Here is a 17189-nt window from a genome sequence, read left to right as displayed (position 1 = left end):
GGAAGCAGCTTGACCCACGAAGCCCCAATCAGAGAAGGCTCTTAGGAGCATCAAACTGCCCTTTCACTGGCCTAAACGGGCGCCTGGCAGCCATTTCCGGGGAAAGTCAGGCCCTCTGGCCAGTTACTACGCTACGAACGCGCTTACTGTGGCCTCGACACCGTCGCGCCACAGTGCATCCAGCGCCCTGGCGAATGCCGCCTGCAGGCGTTCGTCCTTTCCTAAGCTTCCATAGATGTCGCTTTGCGCGAGCCACAGTCCCGGCTCCCGCCTCGCGGCCAAGGCCACCGCATTCAGGCGATCCCAGGCCGGATCGTTCGGCTCGATCACGCTGCCATCCTCGCGCGTGCCGGCGCAATAGCGGCACCACAAGGCGCAGGCGAGCGCCAGACCGTCGATCACAAGTCCGGCATCTAGCGCGTGGCGAAGCGCGGGCACGATGAACTTGGGCTGGCGATTGGCGCCATCGTAGCACAGCCGTGCGATCGTATCGGCAATCTTGGGGTTCGCAAAGCGACGCAGGGTGATCCCGAAATAGTCTTCCGGCGTGATTTCGGGAACCTGTGCGACGCCGGGTATGATTTCCTCGCGCTGGATCTTGCCCAGCATGGCGGCGATGAGCGGGTGCACGACCGCGTCGTGCGCATACGTGATACCCAGGAGCGCGGCCGGATAGGCCAGCATGGCATGGCTGGCGTTGAGGATGCGCAGCTTCATGTGCTCGTACGGCGTCACGTCGGCCACGAAAGTCACGCCGACGGCCTCGAGCGGGGGACGCCCTTGCGGAAAATCGTCCTCGAGCACCCATTGAATGAAGTCTTCCGAGAACACCGGATGCCCGTCGGCAACGCCGAATTCCTCGCGTGCCAGTGCCCGTTCGCGGTCCGAAGTGGCCGGCGTAATGCGATCGACCATGCCGTTGGGGAAGGCGACCGAGCTTGCGATCCAGTCCGCGAAGGACGGATCGACCAACCGGGCAAGACCAACCACGGTGCCGCGCGTGAGCGTACCGTTATGCGGCAGGTTGTCACAGCTCATCACCGTGAAGGGGGCAGTCCCGGCCTCCCGGCGCAGGCGAAGCGCCTTGATGATAAGGCCGAACACCGTTGCTGGTGCCTCGGGATTGAGCGTATCGGCCAGGATCGCAGGGTGCTCGGGATCGAAGCCGCCCTCGGCGTCGAGGAAATACCCGCCCTCGGTCACCGTCAGCGACACGATGCGGATCGCGGGATCGACCAGCCGGGCAACGATCGCCGCACCATCGGCGATCGGGAGGTAATCGATCATCGAACCGATGACCCGTGCCTCGCTCGCGCCCGCGCTCTGGGCAACGTGGAGAGTGAGCCAGTCCTGCGCCTCGAGAACGCTGCGCAGACGCTCCTCACCGGGCATCACGCCTGCACCGACGATCGCCCAGTCGTGCCCCAGTCCCTTCGCGAAGAGCGCGTCGAGATAGGCGGCCTGGTGGGCGCGGTGGAAATTGCCGACGCCAAAATGCACAATCCCCGCGCCAAGGGCGGCGCGCGCGTAGCCGGGCGCGGCGACCGTGGCGGGCAGGTCGTGAAGCGAATTCTGGTTCAATCGTATGGCCATGGTGCGTTCCTGGAACAGCGCGAATGCTCGGTGGTGGGGATAGGCCGCAGGCGCGGCGCGGTCAGGCCGGGCGGCCGTCGCCGGGCGAGCGGATCGAGAGGCACAGGCCCGCCGAGATGAGGTGCAGCGCCGCGTAGATCCAGACAACGCCCTGCAGCCCGATGGAATCGATGAAGAGCGTGCCGATCAGCGGTCCGACGGCCACCGAGGCTCCGGCCCCGAGGTTGTAGGCCGACATCACCTGCCCCTGACGGTCGGGCGCCTGCGCGGCCATCATCGGTGGCACGGCGATGTACCCGGCCAAGGCCACGCCGTAGACCATCGCAGCCAGTGCGGCCACCGGGAAGACATGCCCGCTCAGGACCGGCACGTAGTAGAGCACCAGGCAGGCCGCGCTGCACAGCACTCCGCCGAACAGCGCGGAGGACTTGCGCCAGCTCCAGCGGTCGCTGATCATGCCGACCAGGATGACCGCCACCATGTTCGAGCCCATCATGATCGAGAGCAGCGTCGCCCATTCGCTGAGCGTGAAGCCCAGCTTCTGCGTGAACAGGATCGGGAAGAACACCCAGATCCCGAATTGTGAGGTCGTGTTGATGAGCCGCACCAGCGCACCGCGCCCGACAGCCGGCGTGGTCACCATGATCGTGATGCCACCTGTCAGCGTTCGCAGGAAGCCGGCAGCGCATTTATCTGCCAGCGGCCGGAATCCGTGCGGTTCGCGTAGCAGGACAAGCGCGATCGCAGCTCCCGAGGCAACGAGACCGAGCGAGAGCCAGAGCAGGCCGGTGGGCAGAAGCGGGCCGAGCAGAAGTGCTGCCAGCAGCGAGCCGATGACCGGATAGCCTGCCGTGAACGCGCACCAGAACCAGCCGAGCGCGGTGTTGAGCCGTTCGCGCGGGGCCCCGGCCATGAGCCAGATCATGAAGCCATAGGCGAACAGCGGATAGCCAAAGCCGCGCAGGCCATAGATGGCCAGAATCAGGTCGTAGCGCTGCGAAGGCAATGCCAATGTCAGCATCAGGACATGGAAGAAAAGCCAGATCGCGGCCCCCAGCATCATCACCTTGCGCGGCCCCCACAGATCCGACAGCGCGCCCGCAAGGTACGCGCCAATGGCGGCCGTAATGCCATAGACGGTGAAGACGAAGCCCACTTGCGCCTGCGCCAGCCCGAAATCGAGGAACAGGCGCGAGAGGAAGCTCGTCTCCACGCCGTCGCCGATCATGAACAGCAGCATGCCCAGGTAGCCCCAGATCAGGGGCGCGGGAATACCGACGGTATCGAGCAGACGGGCAAGGGCCGGTGCCCGGGATGCCGGTTCGCGGCGTGCCGCAAGGGCAAGGGTGTCGTGCTCAGACATCGCGGCCTCCGGCGGCAAGCGGCATGCCTTGCGGGTGGAGGCTATCGTCTCTGACGTTCAAGTGCGCATGCCAGTGCATCGGCCACTGCCGCGCCGCAGTGCGGTACGACAGGGCCAGCGCCCCGGTCAGGCCCGCCGATGCCCCCGCCGTGGGCGCGACGAGGTAGTCGTCCATGGAAAGGGCGCGCAAGCTGGCATCGTATCCCGCCAGCTTTTCCGCCAACCGGGTGCGAACGCGCGTGTACATGTGTCCGGCCTGCATGACGCCGCCACCCAGGATGATCCGGTCGGGCCGCACCACATAGGACAGTGTCGTGCACAGGCCTGCAAGATAGTCTGCCTCGATGTCCCAGGCCGCGTGGTCGAGCGGGAGCGTCTCGGCGGGCACACCCCAGCGCGCCTTCATCGCCGGACCGCAAGCCAGGCCTTCGAGGCAGTCGCCGTGAAACGGGCAGATGCCGGCGAAATCCGCATCGCCGGGCGCGCGCGGTACGGGAATGTGGCCCGCCTCGGGGTGGTTGGCGCCGCCGTGCGCGCTGCCGCCCACGAAGATACCCACACCAATCCCGGTCCCCACGGTGATGTAGCAGAACGTGTCGAGCCCGCGGCCACTGCCGAACAGGTGTTCGCCGATCGCCGCGCAGTTGACGTCGGTGTCGAGCGCCAGCGGAGCCGCCACGAGATGGCGGAACGGGGCAAGCAGGTCGGTGTCCTGCCAGCCGGGCTTGGGCGTCGAGGTAATCGCGCCGTGATCGTGCGCGGCCGGGTTGAGCGAGAGAGGGCCAAAACTGCCGATGGAAAGCGCCGAGATCGGCCCGCGCGTGTCGCGCGCGTCCTCGAAGAAGCGGACTGCAGCGCCGAGCGTCTGCGCCGGCGTGGTGGTGGCAATGCGCACTTCGTCAAGTATCCGCCCCTCGCCATCGGCGAGGGCACACAGGAACTTGGTGCCACCCGCCTCAATGCCGCCAAGCAGCAGATCGTCGGCCATCATGATGCGCGCGGCACGGCGATGCGGGGAAAATCGATGGTCTTCAAGCTACCTCTCCAGTCCCGTGGGCAGGTCGAACCTGCGCTTCTTGAGTCTATGGGCCACCTCTTGGCCGGGTGGACGAATCACGCTGCGGTTCCCGGGAGGAGTTGGGCCCCGCAGCGTGAGTTCGCGCAACTGACGAGTAACGTTGGGAAATCACTTGCCAATTGCATTTTGGTCGGCCTGATAGCCTCCCGGTATTGGGATTAAATCTAGTCATGTGATTTAATATGTCAAACCTTTCCAGACGTCTTGCGCAAAGCCGGCCCATGGGGCAGGCGCAACGGCAGGGATGAGACAGGCCGCCAGCAGGAGACGATGGGGCGATGAGCAGGCAAGGCAGCAACGCCAGCGGTGTACGGCGCTACAACGAGCGGCTGATCCTCTCGACCATTCACCGCATGGGCGAAGCCTCGAAGGCCGATATTGCCCGCGAGACAGGCCTGTCCCCGCAGGCCGCCCTGCGCATCGTCGAGGCCCTCGAAGAGGAAGGCCGCATCCTGCCTACCACCCGGCGCATAGGCGGCCGCGGCCAGCCTTCGATGCCCTACCGCATCAACGGCGCCTCGGGGCACACGATCGGGGTCGAAATTGGCCGCGACCACGTCGCCTGCGCGATGCTCGACTTCGGCGGGCGGCTTCTTGCCCACGCCAGCTGGCCTGAAAATCTTCCCGAACCGCGCCGCGTGCTCGAATGCGTGGCGCAGTTCCGACAGGACTGCGCGGCCTCCCCGCCTGCGGGTGCAAGCCCCGAGCTCATGGGCATCGGCATTGTCATGCCTTGGTTCCTGGGCGAATGGCAGCAGGAAACCGGGATCGACGCCGCACGCGCCGCACAATGGTCCTCACCCGACCTCGAGGACCTGCTGCGCACTGCCCTGCCCGCCCCGGTACTGTTCGACAACGACGGCAACGCGGCCGCGCTAGCCGAACTGCTGTGCGGTGCCGGAACGCGCGCACGCGATTTCCTCTATATCCATCTCGGCAATTTCGTGGGCGGCGGCCTCGTCCTCGATGGCGAAATCCGGCGCGGTCGACATGGCAACGCGGCCGCGCTGGCCTCATTACCGCTGTCGCGCGATGCTCCCGGCGCCTACCTGCTTCGCGATGCCTCGATCTTCACCCTGCCACCTGAGGCCTTCGCCGACCCGGATCGGCGCGCGCGCTGGCTGGACCGCTGCACGGGCAGCCTCGCCTTTGCGATTTCCGGCGTGAACAGCCTCCTCGACCTAGACGCTGTTATCATCGGAGGAACGCTCGAACCGGCGCTTATCGACGCCATAACCAGCGAGTGTCGCGATCGCCTCGCGCTCAACCCACCGCCCGACTTCTTCCAGCCCGCGTTCCTGACCGGACAACTCGGCGCCCGGGCTCCGGTTGTCGGCGCCGCACTGCTCCCTCTGCATTCCGCCTTCTCGCCCAACCTCGCAGCGCTGCTCAAGGCCCCTCTTGCTTATAGGGCGGACACCGGCTGAGCGACACGTAGGCTTGAATTTGGGCATGGCGGCTTCCAAGACTGCCAAAACAGACCTCAATCGATCTATTTCAGGCGCGAGCCAGGCTGGCCGGACACGCCCGGTTGCGGTCGGCTTTGTTGCGCAAATCGGCCAGNACACCGGCTGAGCGACACGTAGGCTTGAATTTGGGCATGGCGGCTTCCAAGACTGCCAAAACAGACCTCAATCGATCTATTTCAGGCGCGAGCCAGGCTGGCCGGACACGCCCGGTTGCGGTCGGCTTTGTTGCGCAAATCGGCCAGAGGGTAGCAGTTGGCCTTTGATGGCATTGATCACGCGACCCGCTGAGTTTGGGGCCTTCCGAGCGCAGCGAAACGGCCCGGGATGGCGGCGCGGATTTGCCTTTCGGCGACCTGGCGATCGAAGTCTCGTGCCATGATGCGTTCGCCCAGGAGCTTGAAGCAATGCATTTTCGTTTCGACCAGGCTGCGCTGGTGATAGCCGCTCCATCGTTTCCAGATTGCCCTGCCAAACCGCCGGCTTGAGCGAACGATTTCATTGCGGACGGCAACGCCCGGCGTGCTCTCGGGCCAGGCTTTTTGCATTGCTGCGGACGTGTATGATCGCACAGGCATCGCGCGCGGCAATGGCTTCGTGACAGGCCCTGGTGTCAAAAGCGCCATCGGCGCTGACGGTCGCGATCGCTCGGTCGGGTGGTATCTGCGCCAGCCGTTCGGGAAGCATGGGTGCATCTCCAACCCGGCTCCCGGCCCCTTCGATGGCGTGGATTTCAAGCGATCCGGCGTCCAGGTCGACCTTTCGCCACTGGCGGCGTTTGGACGCACCATGCTTGCGCCTGCACCATTCCCCGTCTCCAACGGCCTTGATGCCCGTGCTGTCGATCAGCCGATCCAACGGCCCGGAACGGGGCTGGCAGGCCTGGATCGCGGCGTCCGAGAAGACAGGCTGGCGCCCGCGCTTGCCGGTTGGCGCGGACAGCCACTGCATCCCGGGATCAAACCAGACCTGAAGCGAACCTCTCTGCGCCAGCGCTGCGTTGTAGGACTTCCAGTTCGTCGCGCGGTAGCGTCCGCGGGGCGGTTTGCTCATCACCGACCCATAACCAACTGGATTCACGAACGGAATCCCTCGGGCATTTGCGCAACAAAGCCGATAGCCACAGCCAACCCCGCGCATCCCGGCTACCGTATTCACTGATAGCGCAGCCGGTTTTCGAAGCCCTCATTCGCCTTGGCCATCTTGGCGATCTTTCGCAGGATCGAGCGGACATGCCGTTCGACACGGCGATCGTCGTGGATCCCTGTTATCCGATAGTCATCCTGGTCCAGAAATTGCTTGATGGCCTGCGCAAACGAGGCCTGGTCTCCCTCGCGCCCGGCGAGCCTCAACTTTCGGCACACCCACTCCTCGGCGGCCGCCTTGTCGTATTCGTCGTCGGCGCCGTACCCTCGTCTGTCGGCCGCCGCCTGATCGCGAGACGCCGCCTCGATGCGCGCCTCCAGCCAGTTGGCAACCAGCTCGTTGTCCCACGGTTTTGGCGAAGCGCTCATCAAAAACTCCCGATCGGATAGGGCACGACTGCCGCATCGCCATTCGCGTCGACGAGACCGACAGCCGTGCTTGTCATGACGAGCGCCTAGCAGGTGCACGCGAGCAAATCGCTAAAATCCGAGCCCCATCTGATTTCATGCCAGCCTTTCCCCCGTCCGCGCAACAAAGTCTCGCGCTCCCTCGCGCCGCGAGCCTGCTTGCCCTTATATGACGCAGGCCTATTCCAAAACCGAACCTGTGAACCTCAGCAGGAGCTTTCCCCTTGCGCGCCATCCACGACCTGTCCGGCCTGATCAAATATGCTGGGCGCGAACCCTGGAAGACACGGCTTGAGGGGTGTCTGGAAGAACATTTCGGACCAGCGGCCGACGAGCTCGACGTCGATTTCGACGAACGGCTCGACATCGTTGGCCCGCACTGGGAAGGTCCCTTGTGGGGCTGCGCGTTCGAAGACCTGATCGGGCGCGAGTTCGATGGCGAAAATCTCGCCGACGATTACCTGAAGCGGCGTGGCTGGAACGAAAAGGCCTCCGTCAAAGCCTATATCAAGGCCCTGCGTCAGACACCGATGTCGCTCTACGAAGTGAGCGACATTGTGCCAGGCAAGTCGATGCGTCTGCGCGACCTGCTTCAGGGCGGCGAGCCTGTCACCGTTGAGGAGCGCAGCGCGAGCAGCAGCTTGCACGACTGGGACCGGATTGCCACGCGCCTGATCGTCGGCCGAAGCGGCGCCGTCATTTCAGGAGCCTTGCTGGCATTTAGTCCGGATGGCAGCGAGCAGTTGATCGATGGCTTTACGAAGATCGGCGCCCAGCCCGACCCGGACTTTGATTTCGACGTAACCGACCGCGCGGTGCTGCTGCGCCACAGCGCGCCCGTGATCACCTCTACGTGGCTGCTGGACGCTGCCGGTGTCATGGGCCCGGCCCTGCCCGATCTGGTCAACAGCGACGGCGATGATATCCTCTTCCATCGCCTGGTTTTCCCGTTGCCCAAATGATGGCTGAACAACGGCAGGAGCGCGACGAAGCTGCCGAGCCGGAGATCCCTGCCGCGGAGATGCAGCGCATCGTTCGCGACATGATGGACCGACAGTACCGACAGGTCCTCGACGAGCCGGTCCCCGCTCTGGGGGACAAGACGCCGCGGCAGGCCGTCAGGACCAAGGCCGGGCGCGCACAGGTGGTGGAATGGCTGAAGTACCTGGAGAACGGGACCGCCAAATCCGGCAACGAGCAGATGGCCGGCTACAGCTTTGCCTGGATGTGGGAAGAATTGGGCGCAGCCGGCCTTCGGCAATAGCCCGGCGTAGCCATGTCGCACGAGCACAATCTCTCAACGCGAGACGTCGAATTATCCCTTGACACCAAACCTTGCCCGGAGTGACACGAAGTCTGCCCGCAAGCGGTCTTGGGTTAAATCTTCGCCCACCATCCGCTTGGCACGAAGCCCCCTCAGCAACATTCAAGTGAACGCGACCGCAGCAAGGCAAAGCCTGCCCGCGCAGTTTTGTGCAGCTTACTCTTGCGGCTTCATCACCAAACCGACCGGAGGGCCTGAGAGTCGGTTTCGGTTGATCCATGCAAAGAAGCGTTCAACGACCCACCGCCTTGGCAGGAAGACGAAGCCGATTTGGCCGGTAATTTTGCTGACGATTTCAACGGTGATGCTGGTGGCTTGCGTAACTCGCTCATGGTTGTAGCCACCATCGGCCCAGACCTTCTCGATGAAGGGGAACAGATCTCGTGATATCTGCAGCATTGCACCACCGCCATCCCGGTCCTGGACATCGGCAGTGTGTGGCTCGACCAGCAGCGCTCTGCCATCGCTATCGACCAGGGCATGGCGCTTGCGCCCTTCGATCTTCTTACCAGCGTCATAACCCCGTGGCCCGCCGCTTTCCGTGGTCTTGACGCTCTGACTGTCGATAATGGCTGCGCTCGGACCGGCCTCGCGCCCCATCGAACGTGCCTCGGGCAGAAATGCGGCGATCAATCGCCACTCCGCATCATTCCAATCCGTCTGGTATCGCTTCGCCAGGCGCGTATGTTGCGCGCGGGTGCCCAGGATCCACATGCCTGTCTCCGAGATGTCTGCAAACTCCCGGAATGACATGAAACTCGGCCGCTCAAACCCTTTCGAAACGGCCTCTCAGACGGTGTCCACAAAGGCCAGGTCCGTAAGTGTCAGCCGTGAATTGTCAATTCCACGCCACACCAGAAACACATTCGCGCTAGGACCGATGACTCCCAGACTGCAGCGATGCGCGTTGTAGCCTCTCACCTGCCTCCTTAGGGCAAGCGAACCAAGCAAAGGACCATCGACACCGGACTGCCGAAACTCAAGAGTCCCCCCCTCGCCCGACACTTCACCTATTCCCGCGACCGCAACCTTCCTCCCCTTGGGGATATGCACGTTCGGATACTGCGCCATTGCGCCCGGAGCGAATTCGGCTCCGAACTTCCCCTCGGTTTCGAGAACCGAAACGCCTCTCGCCTGGAAATAGTCGCAAGCACGGATCGTGCGCGTCCCGTCGTATTGTCCGACGCCCCCTGCGGTCAGGAACAGCGGTGCAATGTCACCATTGGCGCGATAATGAACATGGCAAAGGACCGTATTTCGAAAGAACGGACTCGCGCCCGGCCCCGACTGGTCGTTGCAGGCGAAATACCACTGGCCGTGCAGCGTGAAGAAGGAGCCGTGCCGGTCGAAATTGAGCCAGTTGCGCGGACGGTAGGCGGGCTTGAGCCGGGCCACTCCGCGATCGTCCAGAAAGGACCGATCCACGTTCTCCGGTTCGAACAGGAACCCGCGGTAGCGAAAGGGGCCATAAGGCGACGTGCCGACCGCGTAATAGGATCCCCACGACAGATAATACAGCGCGCCGCGCCGGTGCAGGAACGGCTTGTCATCGGTCTTGCCCGGCCCATACGGCCCCTCCCGATGGTCGATCGCCAAAAGCCGGGGCCGTTCGGCGAGCGAGATCATGTCCGGATTCAGCCGTGCGATGTAGTAATCGAACGTGCCGAAGACGATGTAGGCCGCGCCATCCTCATCGAGCAGTATCCCCGGATCGCGCGCGGCGGTAGGCACGTCGCCTTCGGCGATGAGCGGGCGTCCCAACGGATCGCGCCAGGGGCCCGCCGGGCTCTCGCCGACGACCACACCGATGTTGCGCGGGCCCATCGACACGTAGAGGTAGGTGCACCCGTTCCGGAACGCCGCGTCGGTCGCCCAGCATTGCGCGCTTGGCTGGTGCAGGTAGGTCTGCTCGGGGAAGACCGTGCCTGCATGGTGCCAGTCGACGAGGTCACGGCTCGACCAGACCTGCCAATCGTGCATTGTGAAGTCGGTGTTGTCGGGATTCGCATCATGCGTTGCAAAGAGATACGCGGTATCGCCAAGGACGCGCACCTGCGGATCGCAGATCCCGGTGCCTGGCAAGATCGGGTTGCCCGTGGCGCGCCGTACGTCAGGTGCTCGCAGCGCTTCGCTGGCCAGCGCACGCACGTCTTGGAGGGCACCGGCCAACACTGCCCCGTAAATGAAGCGCCGACGCGTCACCGGCCACCCGATGCATGACGTCTCCTCCCCAGTCATGGCTGCGCGCGCGGCTTAACGACGCTGTCCGAACCGAACAGGCGCACCGGACCAATCAGGCCTGCAGGGCGCAGGGGCGCGTCGGCTCGGTACATTGGCTTGACCGTCCAGGCGACCGGGACGGCACCGGGCTGACGATCACCGATCAGCCGATTGACCCAAAGATCCGCCACATCCACCTCCAGTGTGTTTGTCCCGTTGCGGACCGCGCGCCCGATGTCGAGCCGGAACGGCGGATGCCAGGCGGTTCCCACCGCCTGCCCGTTGACGCGGACCTCGGCAATCACGCCGACGCGCCCCAGATCAAGTCCCAGCGGCATACCAGGCCGGTATCCCGCCGGCAGACGAAAGCGCGTGGTGTAGTGCGCTACGCCCGAAAAGTAACGAATGGCAGGGTCCGCGTTGTCCTCAAGCGGTGCGAGCGCGGCAAAGGTCACCGGGGCTTGCGGTGCGCCGCGCCCTGCCTGGAAGGTCACGCTCCAGGGCCCCTCGAGCGCGGCAAGCGGGGTCGAACCGGATGCCGGTGCCTGTTCAGGCGGCCCGGCGGCGGACGCGGATTTTCGAAAGACCACGAAATACGCCTCGCCCGGCGCGAATGTCAGGTCGAGCGCGGTCCCTGCATCCACCGCCCTACCGGCAACCGCCTGGGCCAAGCCCGTATCGGCGCGCCATACTTGTGGGTGCATCCCGGAAACCGCGAACCAGGCCTTCACCTGTTGCGGCTGCCCGGACCGATTGGCGAGGAAGTAGATCTCCGCCCCGTCCAGCCGGCGATGAACGAAGGGGATCGCGGCCTGCGCCCCACCTTCGATGCGCACGTCCGGACCGGCTCCGATCGCCGCGAGCGCCGCGTCCACGTCCTTACCCGCGATCACCTGCCCCATCCCGATACGCGTGACCGGGCGGCCCGACCACAACTCGTGCACGAGCGCGGCGTACGTCGTGCGATCCCCATCAAGGCCGATCGGCCCACTTGGCGGATCGCCCAGGATCGTAGCGCCGGCGCGGGCCAGCTCGACCAGACGACGCAGCATGCGGACCGACATCCTCGAGCGCCGCCCGGAGAGATAGAGCAGCCGATAGCGTGCGCCTCCCGGCGTCACCAACGCGCCCCGATCAACCCGCAGCGTGTCCTCGACGATCTGCGCGCTCACGAAATCGTAGCCGTTGCGGCGCGGCACGTCGGTGAAATAGCCCTGCTGCGTCTGGATGCCGAGCGGCGCCTCTTCGCCGTAAAAATAGGCGACGTCCGCCACGAACTGGCCCTGCTGGAGCAAAAGACTGCTGCGCGCGATGTAATCGATCCAAGGCCGCGCCATCTCGGCCCAGGTCTCGTGCCGGTTGAAGTACTGCCCGATGTGATCCATCGACATGCCCGGAAGTTTGTCATCGACCGGCTGATGAACCGAGGAGTGGATAACGATGCGGTTGATGCCGTTGAGGAATTCCCAATCGACCACGCGCTTGAGATCCGCCGGCCCCTGATCCCACGGCTGGCGGGTCGAGGTCAGCGATTCCGCCGCGGCAAGGTTCTGCCCGTAGATGTGCGCGACCGACGCAGCGCCGCGCATGTCGGCCGCGTAGAACGGCTTGGGTGCCGCATCGGGCGCGTAATACCACATCGCGGCCATCGGAACGTCGGCGTAGCGGCGCATGTCCAGATCATCGCCCAGCGCCGTGCGCCACCCCTCTAGCGATTCGCCGTAAACCTTGAGGCCATGCTCGTGCGCCACTTGCGCCAGCGTGGCGTAGTGCACGCTGGCATGCAGTTGCCCGATCGTGAGGCGGTAGTCGTCGAGAAAGCGATCGCTTTCGGCGCGCGACCCGACGATAACCCCGGTCAGCGTGGGCAGCCAGGGGCGCGGATCGTAACCGCGCAGCCGCTGGAACTGGCCGAGCAGATCAGGGGACCAGTTGAACGCGCCCACTTCGGTGCTGTCGGTCAGCAAGCCATTGATGCCGCGTTGCCCGACCCGGTCAGGCCCCACGACCCCGGTGTAGGTGTCCAGATAGTGCTCAAGGTATCGCCGTACCGCCCCTGCATCGAGCTTGTCGACTTCGAGCCCGGTAGCCTCGGCCGGGGCGGGATGGTTGGTCTTGCCGGTCAGCGACCAGCCCAGCCGCACCACCCGCCAGATCCCCGGCGGCGGCGCCCAGCGCAAAGTTCCATCCGCCCCGACGCGCCCGGACAGGTCGACGACGTCACGCACCGGCACGCCAGTATCATCGCGCGGCCCCGCCTGCTCGATCGCTTCGTAGTTGCGCGCCATCGCGAAACCCGCCTTGGCTTCGAACTGGTCGATCCGGGCGTCCGGCGAAAGGCGAAGCTCGCGAATGTCCATCGTCGGTGCCGGTGCCATCAAGCGCGCCATCGCGCCCAGGTCGTACCCCGGCGCAGCGTCCGCACCGTAGACCGGCACGCTGTGCGCGGGCGCGAGGACGACCCGGAACGCGCGTGCGGTAATCGGCGCGAAACCGATCGTGGTCGGCGCCGTGTTCAGCGCGAAGCGCGCAACCGTTCGCCAGCTCGCACCATCCTCACTCACCTCGAGCCGCGGCTCGAGCGTGGGCAAGGCATAAAGATCGACCGCCGAAGGCACGAACAGCGTCGCCGAACGGATGGTCTGCGGGGTCTGGTAAGTCACATCGACGATCGTCGGCGCGTCCTGAGTGCCGCGCGGCACCGCGACACCCGTAGCGTAGCGCCCATCGGTCAGCGCGCGCGCGTCCAGTTCGGCACCGTCGGCCAGCCGCATGACGGGCTGCGCCGCCGCGGAAACGTCCCCAGCACCCTCGTTCAGACGGTAGGCATAGACCCCGAGTGCCCCCGAGGCACGGGCTTGAGCGCCAGCCGCGCCGGAGCCGCCATGCCCGTCGATCGGCATGTCCTGGAATGGCCCAGAAACCGAGGGCAAGTCTGGTAGGGGGCCGGCGAAGGCATGCCCTCCGACCAGCGTCATCGTGCTCCACACCAGCTTCTTCATGCCGTCGGCTGGCGGCACCCACGGCCCCCCGGTCTCGCTCCACCCCGGTGAGGAGGCGATCGTGAACTCGAGCCCCAGCCGCTCAGCACGTTCGGTGGCGAAGCGGAAGGCCTCCCGCCAGGGCGGCGTCATATACGCCAGACGCTTGGCGACGATCGTCGGGGTCTGGCGATCGACATCGAAAGTCTGGACCCCGCCGATCCCCACGCGCTTCATCCACGCAAGGTCCTTGGCGATGCCGTCCTTGGTGATGTTGCCGTTCATCCAGTGCCACCAAACCCGCGGGCGGGCACTGCGCGGCGGATCGGCGAAGGCTGCGGCGAGTTGTTCCAGCGGGATACGGCCCTTGCCCACCGCATCGTCGGTCACGCCGGACGAGGCCACAGCCGCCCTCTCGGGCGCGGCGCCCACCCGGTTTGCGCCCAGAGCTGCGATGGTCAGCCCAAGCCCAAGGGCACACGTACCGGCACGCCCCAGCAATGTGCGCGCCCGGAGGGCGCTGGTCCGATCATGCCGCATGGAAAGCGTACCGCCCGGGTTGCACGGCAAATGTCGCGCCCGCGCCGTCACGCGCCACGGCGCGCACGCCGCCACGCCCCGTGGGCGCCTTGCCATCGATGGTGATGCGCGCGCCCGCCGATGCCGGCACGCGCACCTCGGCCTGGCACCCCTCGGGGATTTCCACAGTGAGTTCCAGGCGGTTCGCGACCAGTCGCCAGTCGGTAACGAAACGGCCCATGACGCTGTCATAGGTGCATCCCGCATGGCCCAAGCGCGCATCGACAAGCGGTGCGATGCGCGCGCGCGCGAAACCCGGTTCAAGCGGCTGAAGCCCAGCGATCCGTCGGTAGAAGAAGCCGCAGACCGCCCCCAGCGCATAGTGGTTGAACGAGTTCATCGACACATCCCCCGTGTCGCCGTTCCAGCGTTCCCAGATCGTTGTTGCGCCGTGTTCGACCATGTAGCCCCACGAGGGAAACTCCGTGCGCAGCAGCAGGTCGAAGGCGAGCGTACCGTAACCTGTTTCGGCCAGCACATCGAGCGCTGCGGGCGTGCCCAGGAATCCGGTCGACAGCAAAGTGCCACGACGGCGAATGTCCCTCGCCAGAAGCGCCGCCGACACCGCGCGCAGCGTGTTGGGGACCAGATCGTTGTAAAGCGCGAGGATATAACTGGTCTGGCTGGCGTTGCCGACCGTGCCGTCGGATTGGACATAGGCCTGCGCGAAGGCCGCCGCGATGCGCCGGTGCTCATGCTCCCAGCGCTCCGCCTCCGGCGTGCGGCCGGTCCAGCGCGCCAGCTGCGCCAGTTGGCCGACCGAACGCGCCATCATGGCCGTGGCGACCAGCGCCTTGGGCGTCGTGGCGTCGCCGGGATCCTTGGCGTCGAGCGAGAGCCAGTCGCCGAAGTCGAGGCCCCTCTTGTGCAGCCACAGGCCATCGGGGTTGTCGGCCAGGACGCCCTCGACGTAGCGCGTCATCGCCTGCCAGTTCTCGTCGACAACGCGGCGATCGCCATAGCGCTGATAGGACACGTAGGGCAGCATCACCCCCGCGTCGGACCAGCCCGGCGTCGCCTCGTTGGGCGCGAAAGTGCCCGGGTGGACATTGGGCGCCCAGACGGGGAAAGCGCCGGTCTTGCCCTGCGTGTCACGCATGTCGATCATGAAGGCGCGGGTAAACGCGCCAACATCCATATTGAACGCGGCGGTATCCCAGAACACGCAGGCATCCCCGGTCCAGGCCACGCGCTCGTCGCGCTGCGGGCAATCGGTCGGCCAGCCCATGAAGTTCGAGCGCTGGCTCCAGAGCGTGTTGAGCCACAGCTTCTGCACCACCGGCTGTCCGGCTCGGAACAGACCGGTCTCGGGCAGGTCACTGTGCAGCACGAGCCCCTCGACGTCGCCAGCTTGCACGTCGGGGACCCCGGTGATTTCGGCGTAGCGAAATCCCTGGTAAGTGAAGCGCGGTTCGAGCGTTTCTCCGGCACCATTCCCGCTCAGCACATACGTGTCGCTGGCACGGGCCGCGCGCAGGTTCTTACGATCGAGCTCGCCCGTGGCGGTCAGAATCTCGGCGTGGCGCACGCGCACGCGCTGGCCCCGGCGGCCCTTGACGCGCAGCCGCACCCGGCCTGCGAAATTCTGCCCGAAGTCAACGATCACGCGGCCGTCTTCCAGCCGCGCGAGGCTCTCGGGTGCAAGCCTGCGGGTAATCCGAATGGGCGCGACGACACGGCCCAGGAGCGTCCCGGGCGGTTCGGCGGCGTGACCGACCGGCTCCCAGTCCGCATCGTCAAAGCCAGGACTGGACCATCCCGGCATCGCCAGCCGCCGGTCCCAATCCTCGCCATAATAGATTTCCGAGGCCCGCAAGGCGCCCGCGTGCCCACGCCATTCGCCGGTCGATTCGGGCGCGGTCCAGCCGCCTGCCCCGTCCTCGACCTCAAGCTGAAGACGGATGCGGCGGGGCGGCGGGCCGTAGCTGTAGCGGCCGGTCTGCAACAGATAGCTGGCGTAGAACCCGTCGGCGACCATCGCGGCCAGCACGTTCTCGCCCTCGCGCAGCAACGGCCCCACGTCGTAGACCCGATAGGGAATGTGCCGGGCGTAGTCCATCGGCTCGGCCTGAAGGGTGTCGTCGTTCGCACGCTGGCCGTTGATCCACACGTCGTATCCGCCCAGCGCCGCGACATAGAGCCGCGCTCCTGCCCGCCCGCCATGGTGGCGAAAGGTGCGGCGTAGCAGATAGGCCGGCGTTGGCGGCATGCGGAAATCGGGTTGAGGATCAAGGCGCGGGGCCAGTTCCCAGTCCGCGCCCGTCTTGACCTGCCACCCATCGGTAACGACCGTCGCGTCGGGGAGCTGAACCTGAGCGGCAACGCCCACGCCCGTGGTCGGCATCAGCATCACCTCGATCACGTGCGCGCCAGCCGCGAGCGTGAGCGGCACCTGCGCGACCGGTGCCTTGATTTCGGGCAAGGATCCATAATCGAACAGCGTGAGCGGTTTCCCGTCGAGCGTGACGCGCACGACGCGGTCGTTCGACTGCAGGATCAAGGTGGCGGCACCCGCCCCGCTCTTGAAAGGCAGGCGAAACGAGACCGGCCCCTTGGCCCGCTGGGCAGGCGCCGTCGCCCAGACCGCCCCGCGTTCGCGAACCGCGCGCGCATCCGGCGTCTCGGCGGCCAGCCACGGTGCCGTCCAGTCCGCCGGATTGAGCAGCCCTACCTGCCATTCCCCCACTTCGCCCCGGCCTGAGCGCGTGCCGTTTTCATCCCAGGCCTCGACCGACCAGAAACAGCGCTGGCGCGATTGCAGCGGCTTGCCGGCATAGAGAATCCCGCTCTGCGCGCCCGAGGATACCGGCCCGCTGTCCCACAAGTCCGCCGCGCCCGGTGCGAGCCGCTCAGCACGCGTCGCGACAAGAATGCGGTAGGCGCTCTGTCGCCGCGGCCCGCGACCGGCCAGTTGCCAGGACAGCGCGGGCGCGCGATCCTCAAGCCCCAAGGGCCGGGCAACTTGCGCGACGCGCAGCGCCACGGTTCGAAAGCGGCCGTCCGAACCGGCCTCGCTGCGCGCGGCCACGCCG

General features: G+C 65.9%; 10 protein-coding genes and 2 pseudogenes. 3 read left to right on the top strand and 9 right to left on the bottom strand.

Annotated elements, in window-relative coordinates; translation table 11 throughout:
- Positions 1-126: 126 nt before the first annotated feature.
- The 3 genes from MTR62_RS16310 to MTR62_RS16300 form a co-directional block, all read right to left on the bottom strand.
- On the bottom strand, positions 127-1593 hold the full coding sequence (locus MTR62_RS16310) for a mannitol dehydrogenase family protein (protein WP_244022877.1): 1467 nt from the start codon (positions 1591-1593) through the stop codon (positions 127-129).
- A gap of 61 nt (positions 1594-1654) precedes the next feature.
- The gene (locus tag MTR62_RS16305) at positions 1655-2956 is read right to left on the bottom strand and encodes an MFS transporter (protein WP_244022875.1); all 1302 of its coding nucleotides are present in this window, start codon (positions 2954-2956) and stop codon (positions 1655-1657) included.
- A complete protein-coding gene (locus MTR62_RS16300; RefSeq protein ID WP_244022873.1) occupies positions 2949-3947 on the bottom strand; it encodes an ROK family protein in 999 nt (332 codons plus the stop codon). Before MTR62_RS16300 ends, MTR62_RS16305 begins: the two co-directional genes overlap by 8 nt.
- A 365-nt stretch (positions 3948-4312) precedes the next feature.
- Between MTR62_RS16300 and MTR62_RS16295 the strand changes: the two genes are divergently transcribed.
- Complete coding sequence (locus MTR62_RS16295) at positions 4313-5461, top strand: ROK family transcriptional regulator (RefSeq protein WP_244022870.1); 1149 nt, start codon at positions 4313-4315, stop codon at positions 5459-5461.
- Between the two features lie 314 nt (positions 5462-5775).
- Here the strand turns inward: MTR62_RS16295 and MTR62_RS16290 are convergent.
- Both MTR62_RS16290 and MTR62_RS16285 read right to left on the bottom strand, forming a co-directional pair.
- A pseudogene (locus tag MTR62_RS16290) lies at positions 5776-6553 on the bottom strand (IS5 family transposase).
- Between the two features lie 101 nt (positions 6554-6654).
- Positions 6655-7014, bottom strand: a complete 360-nt coding sequence (locus tag MTR62_RS16285; RefSeq protein ID WP_244022868.1) for a hypothetical protein — start codon at positions 7012-7014, stop codon at positions 6655-6657.
- A 263-nt stretch (positions 7015-7277) separates the two neighbouring features.
- Here MTR62_RS16285 and MTR62_RS16280 point away from each other — a divergent pair, with 263 nt between their 5' ends.
- Positions 7278-8015, top strand: a complete 738-nt coding sequence (locus MTR62_RS16280) for a hypothetical protein (protein WP_244022866.1) — start codon at positions 7278-7280, stop codon at positions 8013-8015.
- Positions 8012-8317: an antitoxin Xre/MbcA/ParS toxin-binding domain-containing protein gene (locus MTR62_RS16275; protein ID WP_244022864.1), complete on the top strand. Its 306-nt coding sequence runs from the start codon at positions 8012-8014 to the stop codon at positions 8315-8317. The genes MTR62_RS16280 and MTR62_RS16275 overlap by 4 nt, the downstream gene beginning before the upstream one ends.
- 261 nt (positions 8318-8578) lie before the next feature.
- On the opposite strand, the pseudogene MTR62_RS16270 reads toward MTR62_RS16275, so the two are convergent.
- The 4 genes and pseudogenes from MTR62_RS16270 to MTR62_RS16255 form a co-directional block, all read right to left on the bottom strand.
- Positions 8579-9091 (bottom strand): annotated as a pseudogene (locus MTR62_RS16270) (transposase); the annotation flags it as partial.
- Between the two features lie 75 nt (positions 9092-9166).
- Positions 9167-10546, bottom strand: coding sequence for a family 43 glycosylhydrolase (locus tag MTR62_RS16265; RefSeq protein ID WP_244022862.1), 1380 nt, complete (start codon positions 10544-10546; stop codon positions 9167-9169).
- Between the two features lie 65 nt (positions 10547-10611).
- Positions 10612-13983 carry a glycosyl hydrolase gene (locus MTR62_RS16260; RefSeq protein ID WP_244022860.1) on the bottom strand — a complete coding sequence of 1124 codons (3372 nt, stop codon included), beginning with the start codon at positions 13981-13983 and terminating at the stop codon, positions 10612-10614.
- Positions 13984-14107: 124 nt separating this feature from the next.
- The coding region (locus MTR62_RS16255) for an alpha-L-rhamnosidase (protein WP_244022858.1) at positions 14108-17189 on the bottom strand (3082 nt) is incomplete at its 5' end.

The organism is Novosphingobium organovorum (assembly GCF_022832435.1).
In the GTDB taxonomy this organism is placed as follows: Bacteria; Pseudomonadota; Alphaproteobacteria; order Sphingomonadales; family Sphingomonadaceae; genus Novosphingobium; species Novosphingobium organovorum.
Note: the sequence above shows the minus strand (reverse complement) of the source record. Positions and strands in the feature narration are given on the sequence as shown.

Bases quoted from the DNA above. Each gene is read 5' to 3' on its own strand.
- MTR62_RS16285 (WP_244022868.1), bottom strand. From the start codon at position 7,014: ATGAGCGCTTCGCCAAAACCGTGGGACAACGAGCTGGTTGCCAACTGG.
- MTR62_RS16295 (WP_244022870.1), top strand. From the start codon at position 4,313: ATGAGCAGGCAAGGCAGCAACGCCAGCGGTGTACGGCGCTACAACGAG.
- MTR62_RS16305 (WP_244022875.1), bottom strand. From the start codon at position 2,956: ATGTCTGAGCACGACACCCTTGCCCTTGCGGCACGCCGCGAACCGGCA.
- MTR62_RS16310 (WP_244022877.1), bottom strand. From the start codon at position 1,593: ATGGCCATACGATTGAACCAGAATTCGCTTCACGACCTGCCCGCCACG.
- MTR62_RS16300 (WP_244022873.1), bottom strand. From the start codon at position 3,947: ATGATGGCCGACGATCTGCTGCTTGGCGGCATTGAGGCGGGTGGCACC.
- MTR62_RS16275 (WP_244022864.1), top strand. From the start codon at position 8,012: ATGATGGCTGAACAACGGCAGGAGCGCGACGAAGCTGCCGAGCCGGAG.